A 15,145-nucleotide genomic window follows, 5' to 3' on the forward strand; every position below is an offset into this window, starting at 1 on the left:
TCGCCAAGAGCTCCCGACGATCTCAGCCCGGCCTCAGCATCGAGCCTGAAATCGCGAAGATGCGGTCCGCGCCGAGCATATAGGCCATCAGCGTCTCCGGCCGAAACAGGCCGGCATAGGCGCGATCGAGCACGTTGAGCGAACCGGTATAGGCACCGAAGGCCGGCATGATCATGCGGCCGCCGTCGCCGGCAAAGCAGCGCCGCCGCACCGAACGGCCTTGCTGCACGATGCGGGCGCAAGGATGGAGGTGGCCCGATATTTCACCCTCAACCCGCACTTTCGATGGCTCGTGCCGGAACAGCAGCGAGCCTATGGCCAGTTCCCGCACGGTCTCGCCGGGCAGGTCCGCGGGCGCTTCCGGGTCGTGATTGCCGGCCACCCAGAACCAGTCGCGGCCTGCCATCAGCGCTTCCAGCCGTTCGCGGAAGCTCGAATGCATGCGCTCGGCGCCGCCGCCGTCGTGAAAGGAGTCACCCAGGCTGATGACGATCGACGGCTGGTAGTCTGATATGACCGCCTGCAGCCGCAGGAGGGTCGCGCCGGTATCGTAGGGTGGGATCAGCGTGCCGCGCCTTGCCAGCGACGACCCCTTCTCCAGATGCAGGTCCGATACTGTCAGCAGCCTGAGCTCGGGAAAATAGAGCACGCCGCGCGGATCGCAGACCGCGCGCTCGCCCGCGATGCCGACAAGGTCGGCCTCGGCGATCAGCGACGCGCGCGCCAGCGAAAAGTTCATTCGTCAACCATCCCGGGCCCCATGGCCTCTTCGACCAGCGTCGCCGCATCCATCAGCAGCGTTTCATCGGCCTCGCCGTTCACGGGCATCTTGCCGATCTCGAGCATGATCGGCACGGCAAGCGGCGATATCTGTTCGAGCGCCTTATGCATGATTCTACCCTGGATGCGCGAGAGCATGTCGGCAAGTCTGCTGACATCGAGCAGGCCGGTCGCCGCATCGGCACGCGTCGCCTGAAGCAGGATGTGGTCCGGCTCATGGCTGCGCAGCACATCGTAGATCAGGTCGGTCGAAACGGTGACCTGGCGGCCGCTCTTCTCCTGACCGGGGTGGCGTTTTTCGATCAGGCCCGAGATCAGCGCGCAATTGCGGAAAGTGCGCTTGAGAAGCCAGCTATCTGCCAGCCAGGCTTCGAGATCATCGCCCAGCATATCCTGGTCGAACAGCGCGCCGAGTGAAGGTTTCCTGGCTTTGAACATCGCGCCCATGTCGCCCAGCGACCATATGGCGAGCGCATAGTCAGTGGCGACAAAGCCGAGCGGCCTGGCGCCCGTCCTGTCGAGGCGACGGGTGAGCAGCATGCCAAGCGTCTGGTGCGCCAGCCTGCCCTCGAAGGGATAGGCGACCAGATAGTGGCGGTTGCCGCGTGGAAAGGTCTCGATCAGCAAATCGTCGCGCTTGGGCAGCATCGATTTGTCCGACTGGAACCGCAGCCAGTCGGCCACTTGCTCCGGCAGCTTCTTCCAGCGCTGCGGATCGTCCAGCATGATGCGGACCTGCTCGGCAAGGTAGGTCGAGAGCGGAAACTTGCCGCCGCCATAATAGGGCACCTTGGCGTCGCTGCCGGGCGCGTTCGAGACGAAGCATTCATTTTCGCGGATGCCTTCGAAGCGCAGTACCTTGCCGGCGAACATGAAGGTATCGCCATGCGTCAAGGTTTCGAGGAACGCCTCCTCGATCTTGCCGAGCACGCGGCCGCCGTGCGACGCCGAGCCTTTGCTGCCGGCCTTGACGTAACGCACGTTGAGCGCGGGCACCTCGATGATGGTGCCGACATTCAGCCTGTATTGCTGGGCAACGCGCGGATTGGATACGCGCCACAGTCCATCCTTGTTCAGGCGGATGCGGGCGTAGCGCTCATAATTCTTCAGCGCATAGCCACCGGTGGCGACGAAATCGATGACGCGGTCGAATGTCGGACGATTGAGGCCTGAATAGGGTGCCGCCGTTCGCACTTCTTCATACAGGTCATCGGCTCGGAACGGTGCGCCGCAAGCGCAGCCGAGCACATGCTGCGCCAGCACGTCGAGCCCGCCATCGACCAGCGGCGGCGTATCCTGGGCGCCGAGATAATTGGCGTCGAGTGCGGCCCGGCATTCCAGCACCTCGAAACGGTTGGCGGGAATCAGGATCGCCCTCGACGGCTCATCCATGCGGTGGTTGGCGCGGCCGATGCGCTGCGCCAGCCGGCTGGCGCCCTTCGGAGCACCGACATGCACGACCAGATCGACATCGCCCCAGTCGATGCCGAGATCGAGCGTCGAGGTGGCGACGATGGCGCGCAGCGCGTTCTCGCCCATCGCCTTCTCCACGCGCCGGCGCTGGGCGACGTCGAGCGAACCATGGTGAAGCGCGATCGGCAAGGTGTCCTCGTTGACGCGCCACAACTCCTGGAACAGCAGCTCCGCCTGGCTGCGCGTGTTGACGAACAGCAGGGTCGTCTTGTGGCGCTTGATCTCGCGGTAGATTTCCGGCGTGGCGTAGCGCGCCGAGTGCCCCGCCCACGGCACGCGCTCCTCGGAATCGAGGATCGAGATTTCGGGCTTCGCACCGCCCGTCACAGTGATCAATTCCGCCATATCACCCGGCGGGTTCTGGCTGACCAGCCAGCGCCGCAATTCGCCCGGCTCGGCCACCGTCGCCGACAGGCCGATCGTCTGCAGGCCAGGGACGAAGCTGCGCAGCCGCGCCAGCCCAAGCGCCAGCAGATGGCCGCGCTTCGACGTCACCAGCGAATGCAACTCGTCGAGCACGACATAGCGCAGATCCTCGAAGAAGCGCCTCGCATCGCCTGCCGCGATCAACAGCGCCAGTTGCTCCGGCGTGGTGAGCAGGATATCGGGCGGCGCAAGCTTCTGGCGCTGGCGCTTGTGGGCGGGGGTGTCGCCGGTGCGCGTTTCGATGGTGACGGGCAGACCGATCTCCTCGACCGGCTTGCCGAGATTGCGCTCGATGTCGACGGCCAACGCCTTCAGCGGCGAGATATACAGCGTGTGGATACCGCGCCGCGCCTGGCCTGGTTTTCGCCTCGGCCTGACGGCCAGTTCGGTCAGCGACGGCATGAAGCCGGCCAGCGTCTTGCCGGCGCCGGTCGGCGCGATCAACAGCACAGATTGCCCGGCCTGGGCCTTCGCCAGGAGTTCGATCTGATGCGCGCGCGGCGACCAGCCTTTCTCGCCGAACCATTCTACGAATGGCTCGGGCAAGACGACGGCGGCATTCTGGTCTGCGAGGCGCGGCAGCTCGGTCACCCGCCAGAGGTAGCGCGGCGGCGCGCAATCGCCAAGCAGAATCGGAACAAAAGGGGATCGAAAGCCTTACGGCCGCCGGAACCCCATCGGCACGCCATAGAGATAACCGATGCGGGCGATGGCTTCCTTCAGACCTTCGCGCGACACCAGCATGGTGTGGCCGTTGGCGTGGATCATGGTCTCGGCGTCGGTCATGATGGCGACATGGCCTTTCCAGAACACAAGGTCTCCACGTCGCAGCCCCGTAAAGTCGGGGCCGGGCTGAAGCGGCTCGCCGACCGACACGGCCTGCATGTCGGAATCGCGCAGCACATCCTCGCCGGCCATGCGCATGGCCAGTTGCACCAGGCCGGAGCAATCGATGCCGAAGCCGGAAACACCGCCCCAGAGATAGGGCGTGCCGAGAAACGTCTCGGCCACGGACACATAGTCGCCGGCCACTTCGCCGATCGGGCGCAGATGGCCAGCGATCACGGCTTCACCGGAGGGCAGCAGTGCATAGTGCGTGCCGCGCGTTTCGGCGGCACCCGTCACGGTTACCCTTGATCCCATCGACAATTGCCCGGCAATCGGAAAGCGCAGATCGGGACCGGGATACAGGAACGTGCGCGGCACCGAGACGATATGGGTGGGCGCATGGTCCCGCTCGCCCAGCATGGTGTCGGCGACATAGCCGACATAGCCGTCTCGCTCGGCCTGGATCCAGGCCCAGCCTTCTCTATCCTCGAAAACCAGCACATCGTCGCCGAACAGAGCTTGCGTGTTGACGCCCGAATCCAGCGCCGGCGCCTTGCGGATATCGGCCACCGGGACCGAAATCCGCGCCGGCCGGCCCGCTACGAAACGGTCGGCAGCGACCTCTCCTTTCAACCTGGCATCGGCGAGATCGGAGCGGAAGGCGTGCAGGCGGGGGTCGTGGGCGGTCAAATCGGCAATCCAGTTAGATAGGAAAATTGTTCAGATCGGCAGGTCGTGGGCCTTGGCAATGATACCATCGCCGAAGCGCTCGACAAAGAGCGCGCCTTCGACAGTGCGCTTGATCAGGACGTTGCGCTTGTCGAGCTCGTCGCGATGACGCGACACCAGCTTCAGCGCGCCCATCGTGTCGAGCGCGCGCGTGATGACCGGCTTGGTGACGTTGAGGCGGGCGGCGAGCCCGCGCACGGTGTGCGGCGGCGGATCGAGATAGATGGTGAACAGGATCGCCGTCTGCCGCATGGTGAGATCGGGCGCATCCTCGCGCACCTGCGACAGCATCACTTGCTGCCACAGTCGCAAGGCCTGGCTCGGGCGCATCACAATCGACATCGCACCAGCATCACGGCAAATTGTTTCGGTTCCGTTTCAGTTTCAGCAATTTGCCGGCTCTGCTTGCACATCAGGCATAGCGCGTCGAGATGATCCGCTCCAACGCGCGGATGCCTTGCGCCTCGCCACCGGCAGGGCCGTAGGGGCGGTCGGCGGGGTTCCAGGCGAAGATGTCGAAATGCGCCCAGCTTGCCGTCTTCTCGACGAAGCGCTTGAGGAACAGCGCGGCCGTGATCGAGCCGGCGAAACCGTCTGTGGTGACGTTGTTGATGTCAGCGATCTTCGACGACAGTTTCGCGTCGTAGGGCCGCCACAGCGGCATGCGCCACAGCGGGTCCTCGACCGCGATGGAGGCGGCCGCCAGCTCCGCGGCAAGCGCCTCGTCATCGGTGTAGAAGGGCGGCAGGTCGGGACCCAGCGCGACGCGGGCTGCTCCGGTCAGGGTCGCCATGTCGACCAGGATCTGCGGTTCCTCTTCGTCGGCAAGCGCCAGCGCGTCGCCCAGCACCAGCCTCCCTTCCGCGTCCGTATTTCCGATCTCGACTGATATGCCCTTGCGGCTCGCCAGCACGTCACCCGGGCGGAAGGCATTGCCGGCAATCGAATTCTCGACCGCGGGGATCAGCACCCGCAGCCGTACGTTGAGCCCGGCCGCCATGATCATCGAAGCCAGGCCAAGCACGTTGGCCGCGCCGCCCATGTCCTTCTTCATCAGGAGCATGCCCGGAGAAGGCTTGATATCGAGGCCACCCGTATCGAAGCAGACACCCTTGCCGACCAGGGTCACCTTCGGCGCGCCTTGCTGCCCCCATGTCAAGTCGATCAGGCGCGGCGCATCGGACGACGCACGACCGACGGCGTGGATCATCGGGAAATTCTGTGTGAGCAGGTCGTCGCCCTTGATGACGGAGACTTCGGCCTTGTGGGTCCCAGCCAGGACCCGCACTGCCCTCTCCAGATCGTCCGGCCCCATATCGTTGGTCGGTGTGTTGACGAGGTCACGCGTCAGGAAAACGCCGTCGGCGATGCGGCGAACGCGCTGCGCATTGACGCCGGCCGGCAATTCGAAGCGCAGCGCCTTGCCCGGCTTCTTGCCATAGCGGGTAAAGACATAGCCGCCGAGCGCCAACGCGATCGCCGCCAATTCAGGCTCGGTCGGCGCCGAGGCGAAGTGCCAGTCGCCTTCGGGCAGGGTTTTCGACAGCGCGCCCAGACCGAGCGCGCCTTCACCGTCGCCAAGACCGAACATGGCGCCGCCGAGCGCGCCGTTTTCGCCGGGCACGGCCAGCGTCCTCCCGGCCTCGCCGGAAAAACCGTTTGCCTTGGCCCAAGCGACAATAGACGGCGACAGACCGGCCGCGTCCAGCCCGTCCCTGGCGACCAGATGGATCGGCAGCGGGTTCTTCAGCTTGTTCTCGACCAGTTCCACGGACATCAGACGTTTCTCCTGCCGAACTCGCTCGAGTCGGCGTTTCTTAACCCTCCGTTAGGGTTAACAGAATATTTCTGCTGGAGGGAAGATGGCCACGCAATGGCCACGCGCATGAATGGAGGCCCAGGGTGCCGATGCCGACCAACCGCACGATAAACATCCGGGGAAAGCGGCTCATCACCACGGCATTCATGCTGGCGCTCGCGGCAGGTGTCGCGGGATGCGCAACCGACAAGCTCACCACCGGCTCGATCGGACGCACCAGCGGCAAGCCGCTGGAGACGATGTCGGCGGGAGAATTGCACAACGCCACTGCCGCTCTTGGCCAGTCCTATGCGAGGAACCCCACCGACAAGCGAATCGCCACCAATTTCGCGGCGGCGCTGCAGATGGACGGGGATGCCGACCAGTCGCTCGCCGTGATGCGCAAGCTGGCGATCGCCTATCCCAAGGACCGCGACGTACTCGCCGCCTATGGCAAGGCGCTGGCCGCCAACGGCCAGTTCGAGGCGGCGCTCGATGCGGTGCGCCGCGCACAGACGCCGGAATATCCCGACTGGAGGCTGGTGTCGGCGGAGGCGGCCATCCTCGATCAGACCGGCCAGAAGGACGAGGCGCGCCAACTCTACCGCAAGGCTCTCGAACTCAAGCCGAACGAGCCCTCGATCCTTTCCAATCTCGGCATGTCCTATGTGCTGGAAGGGGATCTGCGCACCGCCGAGACCTATATGCGGTCGGCCGCCCAGCAGTCGAACGCCGACAGCCGGGTGCGCCAGAACCTGGCGCTTGTTGTCGGCCTGCAGGGTCGTTTCGACGAAGCCGAGAAGATCGCCTCGCAGGAACTTTCCCCCGAACAGGCACAGGCCAACGTCGCCTATCTCAGGCAGATGCTGGCCCAGCAGAACGCCTGGAGCCAGCTCAAGGACCAGGACAAGGCGAAACCGGCGAAAACCGCCACCAACTGATCGCCGCGGGCTTACCGCAAATCGTAAAAGCCGCGCTCGATTGCAGCGCGGCTTTTTGTCTCCGCAGACGGATTCTGCGTTGGCTATTGGCTGGTCGACGCGGCCGCCCCGGAATGATCGCCGAAGATACCGCGCTGGCTGACCTGGATGCCCGCCGGCCCCAGGATGATGGCGAACAGCACCGGCAGGAAGAACAAGATCATCGGCACGGTGAGTTTGGGCGGCAGGGCGGCCGCCTTTTTCTCGGCGGCGTTCATGCGCATGTCGCGGCTTTCGGCGGCGAGCACGCGCAGCGCGTGCGCTACCGGCGTACCGTAGCGTTCGGCCTGGACAAGCGCCTGCGACACAGACTTGACCGATTCCAGCCCCGTACGGCTGGCCAGGTTCTCGTAAGCCTGCTTGCGCTCCTGCAGATAGGAGAGTTCGGCGTTGGTCAGGATGAATTCTTCCGCCAGAGCCACCGACTGCGCGCCGATCTCGTCGGCGACCTTGCGCAGCGCGGCTTCCACCGACATGCCGGACTCCACGCAGATGAGCATCAGGTCGAGCGCATCCGGCCACGCCATCTGGATCGACTGCTTGCGCTTGGTCGCGCGATTGTTGACGTAGAGGACCGGCGCGTAGAAGCCGCCATAGGCAACCAGGACGCAGACGAACAGCCGGACCACCAATGGCTTGTCGGGCAATCCTCCGAGCACGAAAATATAGACCAGACCGAGCGCGAAGCCGACAAAAGGAAGCACCAGGCGGAAGAACAGAAAACGCGTTAGCGGATTCTGCCCGCGAAAGCCGGCAACCTTGAGCTTTTGCAAGGTTGCCTCGTCGGCCAACGCACGCCGCAGATCGAGCCGGTCGACAATGTTGCGCATGCCGATCGACTGTTCCTCGCGCAGACCCTTGCGGCGGCGATCGGCCTCGGTCGCAAGCCGCGCGCGCTGCTTGGCGCGAAGCTCATCACGCTCCAGCGCGACCGATTTCATGCGCGCCTTGAGCTGGTTTCCACCAAACGCCGGGAGCAGCGTAAAGACGGTTGCGAACACGGCGATAGCGACCAGCAGCGCAATCAGGAAGCTGGGATCCGTCAGTGATTTGATGGCTTGTTCGGTCATGCCGCGGCCCTAGACTTCAAAGTTCATCATCTTGCGCATCACGAAGATGCCGATCGACATCCAGACGGCGGCGAAACCGAGTATCAAATGGCCGACGCTGGTCGTGAACAGCGGCATCAGATAGTTGGGACTGGAGAGATAGACGAGAAAGGCGACGATGAAAGGCAAGGCGCCGATGATGGCGGCGGATGCTTTCGCTTCCATCGACAGTGCCGCGACCTTGGCCTTCATCTTCTTGCGGTCGCGCAACACGCGCGAAAGGTTACCCAGCGCCTCGGAGAGATTGCCACCGGCCTGCGACTGGATCTGGATGACGATGCCGAAGAAACTCGCCTCGGTGCACGGCATGGTTTCGGGCATGCGCAAGGTCGCGTCGGGGATCGACAGGCCCATCTGCTGCGAATCGACTATCCGGCGAAACTCGGCCTTCACGGGTTCAGGCGATTCATTGGCGATCAGGCGTATAGCGTCGTTCAGCGGCAGGCCGGACTTGACCGCCCGCACGATGATGTCGAGCGCGTTTGGAAATTCGTTGAGGAATGACTTGACGCGGCGGGTACGACGAAAAGAAACGAACCAACGCGGCAGGCCGAGCGCTCCGGCGAGCAGCACACCGGGCAGGACAATCATCGGCGCTCCGGCCACGAACGCGACGATTGTCAGCGCGAGGCCGAATATGGCCGAATAGATATAGAAACGCTCGATCGGCACCTTCATCCCAGCCTGGCGAAGCTGGGCTTTCAGCGGCGGCTTCTTGACGGCGGTGTCCTTGGTCTTCTGCTTCTCGTCGAGTTCCTTCAGTGAATCCTGCACCGATTTGCGGCGCTTGGCGGCGTCCGCCGCGCGGTCGCGGGTCGCCTTCACAACAGAACGGTCCGTCTCGGCGGCCTTGATCGTTTCAAGCCGCTTTCCGGCCTGTTTCTCATTGCTGATCTGGGTGAACAGGAATGCATAGGCGACCGCGCCGGCGCTGAAGCCGGCGAGCACGACAAACGCCAATACGGTGCCGTCAATTCCAAACATCGACCAGAACCTTCACGCCCGCGGATGCGTCAGTCAGCACGTTTCTCCATAGCCTCGAGCGCTGCGGCGAGACGCTGCTCCTCGCCATAGTATCGGGCCCGCTCCCAGAAATGGGGGCGGCCGATGCCGGTCGAGACGTGTTCACCCAACAGCCTGCCGTTGGCGTCCTCGCCCTTGATGTTATAGAGGACAATATCCTGCGTGATGATGACGTCGCCCTCCATCCCGATCACTTCGGTGATGTGGGTGATGCGGCGCGATCCATCGCGCAGGCGCGCCGCCTGGATGATCACGTCGATGGAGCCGACGACGATTTCGCGCACGGTTTTCTGCGGCAGCGAATAGCCGCCCATGGCGATCATGGACTCGATACGGTTCAGGCATTCGCGCGGGCTGTTGGAGTGGATCGTTCCCATCGAGCCGTCATGGCCGGTATTCATCGCCTGCAGGAGGTCGAAGACCTCGGGTCCGCGCACTTCGCCGACGATGATGCGTTCGGGCCGCATGCGCAGGCAGTTCTTGACCAGGTCGCGCATCGTCACCTCGCCCTCGCCCTCAAGGTTGGGCGGACGCGTTTCCAGGCGCACGACATGCGGCTGCTGCAGTTGCAGTTCGGCCGAGTCCTCGCAGGTGATGACGCGCTCATCACGGTCGATGTAGTTGGTCAGGCAGTTGAGCAATGTCGTCTTGCCGGAGCCGGTGCCGCCCGAGATGACGATGTTGCAGCGGACACGGCCGATGATCTTGAGAACTTCGGCCCCTTGCGGAGAGATGGCGCCGAACTTGACCAGTTGGTCGAGCGTCAGCTTGTCCTTCTTGAATTTGCGAATGGTGAGCGCGGTGCCGTCGATGGCCAGCGGCGGCGCAATGACGTTGACGCGCGACCCGTCGGGAAGACGGGCGTCGCAGATCGGGCTGGATTCGTCGACGCGGCGGCCGACCTGGCTGACGATGCGCTGGCAGATGTTGAGCAGCTGCTGGTTGTCGCGGAAGCGGATGTTGGTCTGTTCGACCTTGCCGTTGACTTCGATGTAGACGTTCTTGGACCCGTTGACCATGATGTCGGCGATGTCGTCGCGCGCGAGCAACGGCTCGAGCGGCCCATAGCCGAGCACGTCATTGCAGATGTCCTCGAGCAGTTCTTCCTGCTCAGCGATCGACATCGCGAAGTTCTTGATCGCGATGATATCGTTGACGATGTCGCGGATTTCCTCGCGGGCGCTTTCGGGATCGAGCTTGGCGAGTTGCGACAGGTCGATCGTATCGATGAGAGCCGAGAAAACCTGGCTCTTGGTATCGTAGTAGGTTTCGCTCTTTTCGCGGCCTTTCCTCGGTTCCGGCGCCATCGGCGGCGCCTCGACCGCGCGCCTGGCCGGTGGCGCGACAGGCGTGCTCGGCTGAGGCGTGGCCGCGGGCCGGGCAAGAACCGCGGTGTCCGCCGAGACCGCGGCGGCCGGCGCGACCGGTGCCGGCTGGCGAAATTCCGGCGTGAACCGATTGCCGTCGTCGTTGCCTCTTTTACCGAACATGACCGACTACCGACCCCATTGCGTCACTTCTTGTTGCGCGAGAGCTTGCCGAGCAGACTGCCCAGGCCAGCCTTCTTTTTCGCCCTGATTTCGCTGCGGCCGGTCAGCACATGAGCAATCTCGTTGATGGTGGCCACAACCGGGTTCTTGGCATCCATCTCGCCCAGCATGCGTCCGTTGTTTGCGGCATTGCCGAACAGCAAGGGATCAAAGCCGATGACCGACATCGGTGTCAGGCCGAGCGGCTCGGCGAAATCGGATGGCGATATCTCCGGCCGCTTGGGCACGCCGGCCTGGTTGATGATCAATTTCGGCGGCGGATCGTTCGGGCGAAGCCGCTTCAACATGTCGACCAGGTTCTTGGTGTTGCGCAGATTGGCCAGTTCCGGCGTTGCCGTGATGACGACCTCGTCGGCCTTGACCAGCGTGTTCTTGGCCCATCCCGTCCAGACATGGGGAACGTCGAGCACAAGGATCGGCACGCTGCGCTGCGCGGTATCGACAAGCTGCGCGAAGGCATCGGGCTCGAAGTCGTAGACGCGTTCCAGCGTCGAGGGCGCCGCGAGCAGCGACAGATGCTCGGCGCATTGGGTCAGCAGCCGGTCGAGATAGACTTCGTCGACGCGCTCGGGCGAGAACACGGCCTCGGCGATGCCCTGGGCCGGGTCCTGATCGAAATTGATGTTGGCGGTGCCGAAGGCGAGATCGAGGTCGGCCACAACGACCTCGGATTTGAACAGGGAGGACATTGCCCAGGCAACATTGTGGGCGATCGTGGAAGAGCCGACGCCGCCCTTGGCGCCGACGAAGGCGACCGAGCGGCCGAGCGGTTCAGCTTCCGGATCGACGAAGATCGACGACACGACGCTGACGACGTCGGCCATCGACACCGGCGCGATGACGTATTCGGAGATGCCGGAGCGGATGAGTTCGCGATAGAGGCCAACATCATTGTAGTGACCGATCACCACCACTTTCGAGGATGGATCGCAGTATTCCGACAGGTGGGCGAGTTGCTCCAGCAGTTGCTTGGGTTCGCTGCGCGATTCCAGCAGGATCAGGTTCGGTGTCGGCGCCGACTGGTAGAACTCGATGGCGGTGGGAACGCCGCCCATATGGACCTTGAGGTGCGCCTTGGTCATACGGCGGTCCTCGCCGGCGCGCTGGACCGGATTGGCAACGCCCTCCGTCTCGCAGAATGCCTGGATCGAAATACGCGGAACCGGCCGCAACGCCTGCATCGCGGCGACGTCCTGCGGCGAGGTGTCACCGCCCTCCACGGTGGCGTTATAGGCAAGGTTGCTCATGGTCATGCTCTTTCCGTTGCCTGATCGTGGCGTCTCTTCTTTCCGAGGGCGGCTTAGTAAGTCACTTCCGAGTTGCCGAGGAATTCATCCGAAATGCCCCTGTCTTGGTAGACACCGATGGCTTTGCTGCGATTTGCCGCATCAATAGTGGTAGACTTGCGCGGCCCGAGAAGATCGCCTGGATTGGCCATCTGGGCGGCAAGATTGTTCTGATAGGAGCAGCCGAAATCGGCGTAGTGCTTGTTCTCCGACGTTTCCACCAGGTCGGCGGGCCAACGTCCGCATTTGTCGGTCTGTGCCCTCACCGCGATGTAGGAGACGCGAACCGGGGCTGATGCCTCGCTCGATCCAGCCTGATAGAAGACCACGACGATCCGGTCGCGTTTTATGCCGGCGGCGACCGCGAGCCGGGCGAAATCGCGGCCGGCCGCCGTCGCGGCGACTTCGTTGGCCGATCCGCTTGGAATCTGGATCGTCAATGCCGGAGCGGCACTCTTGTCATAGCCGTCAAGGAAACCCAGGAGCGTGTCGCGCTGCGAACCGGTCATGCCGCGGTCGCCAGCGCCGACAGGAAGATCGATCTTCTGGTTCTTCTCCGCGATGACGATTGGATGATTGGTGCGATAGTCGTCGGGGATGGCGCCGACGGTAATGCTGTCGCGGTGAGCACAACCGGCCAGCAGAGCCGATACCGCCACCGCCATGATCGGAAGGACCCGCAGGCTTATCCGAGAACGGCCGGAGCGCATCGCCATGGTCCTTGCCTTCAATGCTGACTGAGACATGTCTGCTTTCCCGTTCACTTGTAGATGAAGCCGACAACGCCGTGATAGCGGCCATTGGGCCTGTCGGTCTGCATGGTGCCGTAGACGCGATTGACACGCCCAAGGAACATGCCCGCCCCGTCGCTCGGAGGGTTGAAATTGTCGTCCGGCTTGGCGAGATCGTTGCGTGCCACGGGTTTCACCAGATAGGGCGTGATGATGATGACGAGCTCGGTCTCGTTGCGCACGAAATCCCTGCTGCGGAAGAGCGCGCCGAGCACGGGAATCTTTGTCAGTCCAGGCAAGCCGTTGACGGCCTGCCTGACATCGTCGCGAACCAGGCCGGCGATCATCATGGAGCCGCCCGAGGGCAGTTCGACCGTCGTATCGGCAAGACGCTTGCGCAGTGACATGATATTTGTGTCGCCCGCCGTCGCGGATCCTTCCGTTGTCGGCTCGGAAACCGAAGTCCTGACTTTCAGGCTTATGCGGCCGGGAGATAACACCACCGGCTGGAATTCCAGGCCGATGCCGTACTCGATCTTGTCGAGGGTGTAATTCTTCAAGCCGGTCTGGTTGTCGGTGGACACGTTGGCGGTGACGCCGCTCACGATGTTGTATTCGCCACCGACCTTGAAGGTCGCCTTCTCGCCGGATACGGCGGTCAAGGTCGGCTCAGCCAGCGTCTTCATGACCCCGGACTGCTCCATGGCGTTGATGTAGGCCTGTAACCCCGAGGCGGCTATATTGAAGCCCGAATTCGACAGCGGCTTGCCGAGGCCAGCGAAATTTTCGCTGATCGCGCCGTAGCTGATGCCGTTGCTGCCGCCGCTGCCGACCATGTTGACGCCGAGTTGCTTCATCACGGAGCGGCTGACTTCGGCGACCGTCACCTTCAGCGTGACCTGATCGTCTCCGATGATCTGCAGCAGATTGACGATTTGGCTGACGCGGCGCTCCTGGTCCGGGTTGTTGATGTCGACACCGCTCTGGGCCGAGCCGCCGGCGGCGGTCTGCGAATATTGTCCCGTCGTCGCTTCACCGCCGGACACAAACATATTTGCCAGCTGTTCGGCGCGCTTGGCATCCAGGGGGGTATCCACGGTGCCGGTCAGAACCACGTTGTCGTTGAGCAGTTCCACCTTGACGGCCGAGGTCGGAATGAAGCGCCTGATATAGTCCTCCAGGCCGGCGACGTCGCGCTCGACGGCCAGGTCCAGGCTGGCGATCTGTTCGCCGTTCGGCCCAAAGACGAAGATATTGGTTTCGCCGACCGCCTTGCCGAAGAGGTAGATACGCCTTGCGGTGCGGGTCACCGCATCGGCAACAGAGGGATTGGCGACAAGAATGTCGTAGGCATCGCTCGGCAGGTCTATGACCACCGACTTGTTGAGGCCAAGCTTGACGCGCTGGGTGGCTGTCGTGGCCGACACTTTCGTGCTCTTCGCCTCGACGCCCTGCACATTCGCTCCGACGAGCAAAAGGCCGAGTGCCATGGCCACGATTGCCGGCAGTTTAGCGCTTAGCCTCATTTCCTTGCCCCTACTTCGGAGACTTCGCCCGACTTGATCAGCCTCACCGTTCCCCGGCGGCCATTGCCGGAAACGAGATAGTCGGCCTCGTCCACATTCTTTTCCTGGGTGTCCGTGATCGCCCGCAGCGCCAGCGTCAGGCGATCCGCCATCTGTTGGGCGACGGTGATGATCTCCGCCTGTTTGGGTGTCAGCTCCAGCGTGGCGGTCTGGCCCACCCTGGTCTTCTTGCCTTCCTCGTCTTCCTGGATGGTCTGGTCGATTGCCAGGACGCGGATATTCTTCAGGATGGTCTCGGTGCTGAATCCGGCCCCGGTGTTGGCATCGGCCCTGCGGGTCATGATGACGTCGACGAAATCGTTGGGAAGGATGAAGCCGCCGGCCGAAGTGTCCGCCGATATCGTCGTTGCGACCGCCCGCATGCCGGACGGCAGGATGGACGACATGAAGCTTTGTCCCTCGCCGATCAGCTTGGAGCGCCGCACGGGCTCGCCGGCATACATCGGCACACGGGCAATCGACCCTTTCAGCTTCTCCAGGGCATCAGGAGCTGTGGCCTTGGTGATGAAATTCGCGTTGATGCCGTCAGCAGGCCAGGATTGCCAGCTTATGTTGTTCTCGAGCGCGTTGCCCATTGCGACATCGCCCGAGAGCACAAGCACGTCCTGCAGGGTCACCGCGGGGGCCTGGGGGCCAGAATCGACGACGACCTGAGGCGGCGGAGCGACCATGTTTTTCGCGACATAGCCAGCACCGCCCGCCGCGGCCACCGCCACGCTCAGAATAATCAATCGGGATGCTGGCATCTGTCCGAACCCTCGCCCTTGGCAAACCAACCTAGCCAAGCCGGACTTTGCAGCGGCAATCGTCAAAACAAGGTTAATGCAATGCTTACGATCGTGATTA

At 63.3% G+C, this 15,145-nt stretch carries 13 protein-coding genes; 1 reads left to right on the forward strand and 12 read right to left on the reverse strand.

All coding sequences use genetic code 11. The features are described 5' to 3' along the window. Positions 1-22: 22 nt before the first annotated feature. The 5 genes from pdeM to M653_RS0103240 all read right to left on the reverse strand — a co-directional run bounded on the left by pdeM (position 23) and on the right by M653_RS0103240 (position 6,013). Positions 23-739, reverse strand: coding sequence for a ligase-associated DNA damage response endonuclease PdeM (pdeM, locus tag M653_RS0103220; RefSeq protein ID WP_027141993.1), 717 nt, complete (start codon positions 737-739; stop codon positions 23-25). Further along, positions 736-3,270, reverse strand: a complete 2,535-nt coding sequence (locus tag M653_RS0103225) for a ligase-associated DNA damage response DEXH box helicase (protein WP_027141994.1) — start codon at positions 3,268-3,270, stop codon at positions 736-738. The genes pdeM and M653_RS0103225 overlap by 4 nt, the downstream gene beginning before the upstream one ends. Before the next feature lie 66 nt (positions 3,271-3,336). Continuing rightward, on the reverse strand, positions 3,337-4,197 hold the full coding sequence (locus tag M653_RS0103230; RefSeq protein WP_027141995.1) for an NlpC/P60 family protein: 861 nt from the start codon (positions 4,195-4,197) through the stop codon (positions 3,337-3,339). A 30-nt stretch (positions 4,198-4,227) separates the two neighbouring features. Further along, complete coding sequence (locus tag M653_RS0103235) at positions 4,228-4,578, reverse strand: MarR family winged helix-turn-helix transcriptional regulator (RefSeq protein WP_027141996.1); 351 nt, start codon at positions 4,576-4,578, stop codon at positions 4,228-4,230. Positions 4,579-4,648: 70 nt separating this feature from the next. Then, positions 4,649-6,013 (reverse strand): M17 family metallopeptidase, encoded by a 1,365-nt coding sequence (locus tag M653_RS0103240; protein WP_027141997.1) that lies wholly within the window; start codon positions 6,011-6,013, stop codon positions 4,649-4,651. A gap of 131 nt (positions 6,014-6,144) precedes the next feature. Here M653_RS0103240 and M653_RS0103245 point away from each other — a divergent pair, with 131 nt between their 5' ends. Next, the gene (locus tag M653_RS0103245) at positions 6,145-6,975 is read left to right on the forward strand and encodes a tetratricopeptide repeat protein (RefSeq protein WP_027141998.1); all 831 of its coding nucleotides are present in this window, start codon (positions 6,145-6,147) and stop codon (positions 6,973-6,975) included. A gap of 83 nt (positions 6,976-7,058) precedes the next feature. Here M653_RS0103245 and M653_RS0103250 read toward each other — a convergent pair whose 3' ends face one another. Genes M653_RS0103250 through cpaB form a run of 7 tightly spaced genes read right to left on the reverse strand, consistent with a single transcriptional unit; the run spans position 7,059 to position 15,045 of the window. Next, positions 7,059-8,084 (reverse strand): type II secretion system F family protein, encoded by a 1,026-nt coding sequence (locus M653_RS0103250; protein WP_027141999.1) that lies wholly within the window; start codon positions 8,082-8,084, stop codon positions 7,059-7,061. Between the two features lie 9 nt (positions 8,085-8,093). Next, a complete protein-coding gene (locus M653_RS0103255; RefSeq protein ID WP_027142000.1) occupies positions 8,094-9,107 on the reverse strand; it encodes a type II secretion system F family protein in 1,014 nt (337 codons plus the stop codon). A gap of 29 nt (positions 9,108-9,136) precedes the next feature. Beyond that, positions 9,137-10,636, reverse strand: a complete 1,500-nt coding sequence (locus M653_RS0103260; protein WP_027142001.1) for a CpaF family protein — start codon at positions 10,634-10,636, stop codon at positions 9,137-9,139. Positions 10,637-10,659: 23 nt separating this feature from the next. After that, positions 10,660-11,949, reverse strand: coding sequence for a CpaE family protein (locus M653_RS0103265; RefSeq protein WP_032934965.1), 1,290 nt, complete (start codon positions 11,947-11,949; stop codon positions 10,660-10,662). 47 nt (positions 11,950-11,996) lie between these two features. Then, positions 11,997-12,728 (reverse strand): CpaD family pilus assembly protein, encoded by a 732-nt coding sequence (locus M653_RS0103270; RefSeq protein WP_027142003.1) that lies wholly within the window; start codon positions 12,726-12,728, stop codon positions 11,997-11,999. A 14-nt stretch (positions 12,729-12,742) separates the two neighbouring features. Beyond that, a complete protein-coding gene (locus M653_RS0103275; RefSeq protein ID WP_027142004.1) occupies positions 12,743-14,239 on the reverse strand; it encodes a type II and III secretion system protein family protein in 1,497 nt (498 codons plus the stop codon). Then, a complete protein-coding gene (gene cpaB / locus M653_RS0103280) occupies positions 14,236-15,045 on the reverse strand; it encodes a Flp pilus assembly protein CpaB (RefSeq protein WP_027142005.1) in 810 nt (269 codons plus the stop codon). The genes M653_RS0103275 and cpaB overlap by 4 nt, the downstream gene beginning before the upstream one ends. Positions 15,046-15,145 lie beyond the last annotated feature (100 nt).

Origin of the sequence: Mesorhizobium sp. WSM3626 (assembly GCF_000513935.1) — a bacterium.
In the GTDB taxonomy this organism is placed as follows: Bacteria; Pseudomonadota; Alphaproteobacteria; order Rhizobiales; family Rhizobiaceae; genus Mesorhizobium; species Mesorhizobium salmacidum.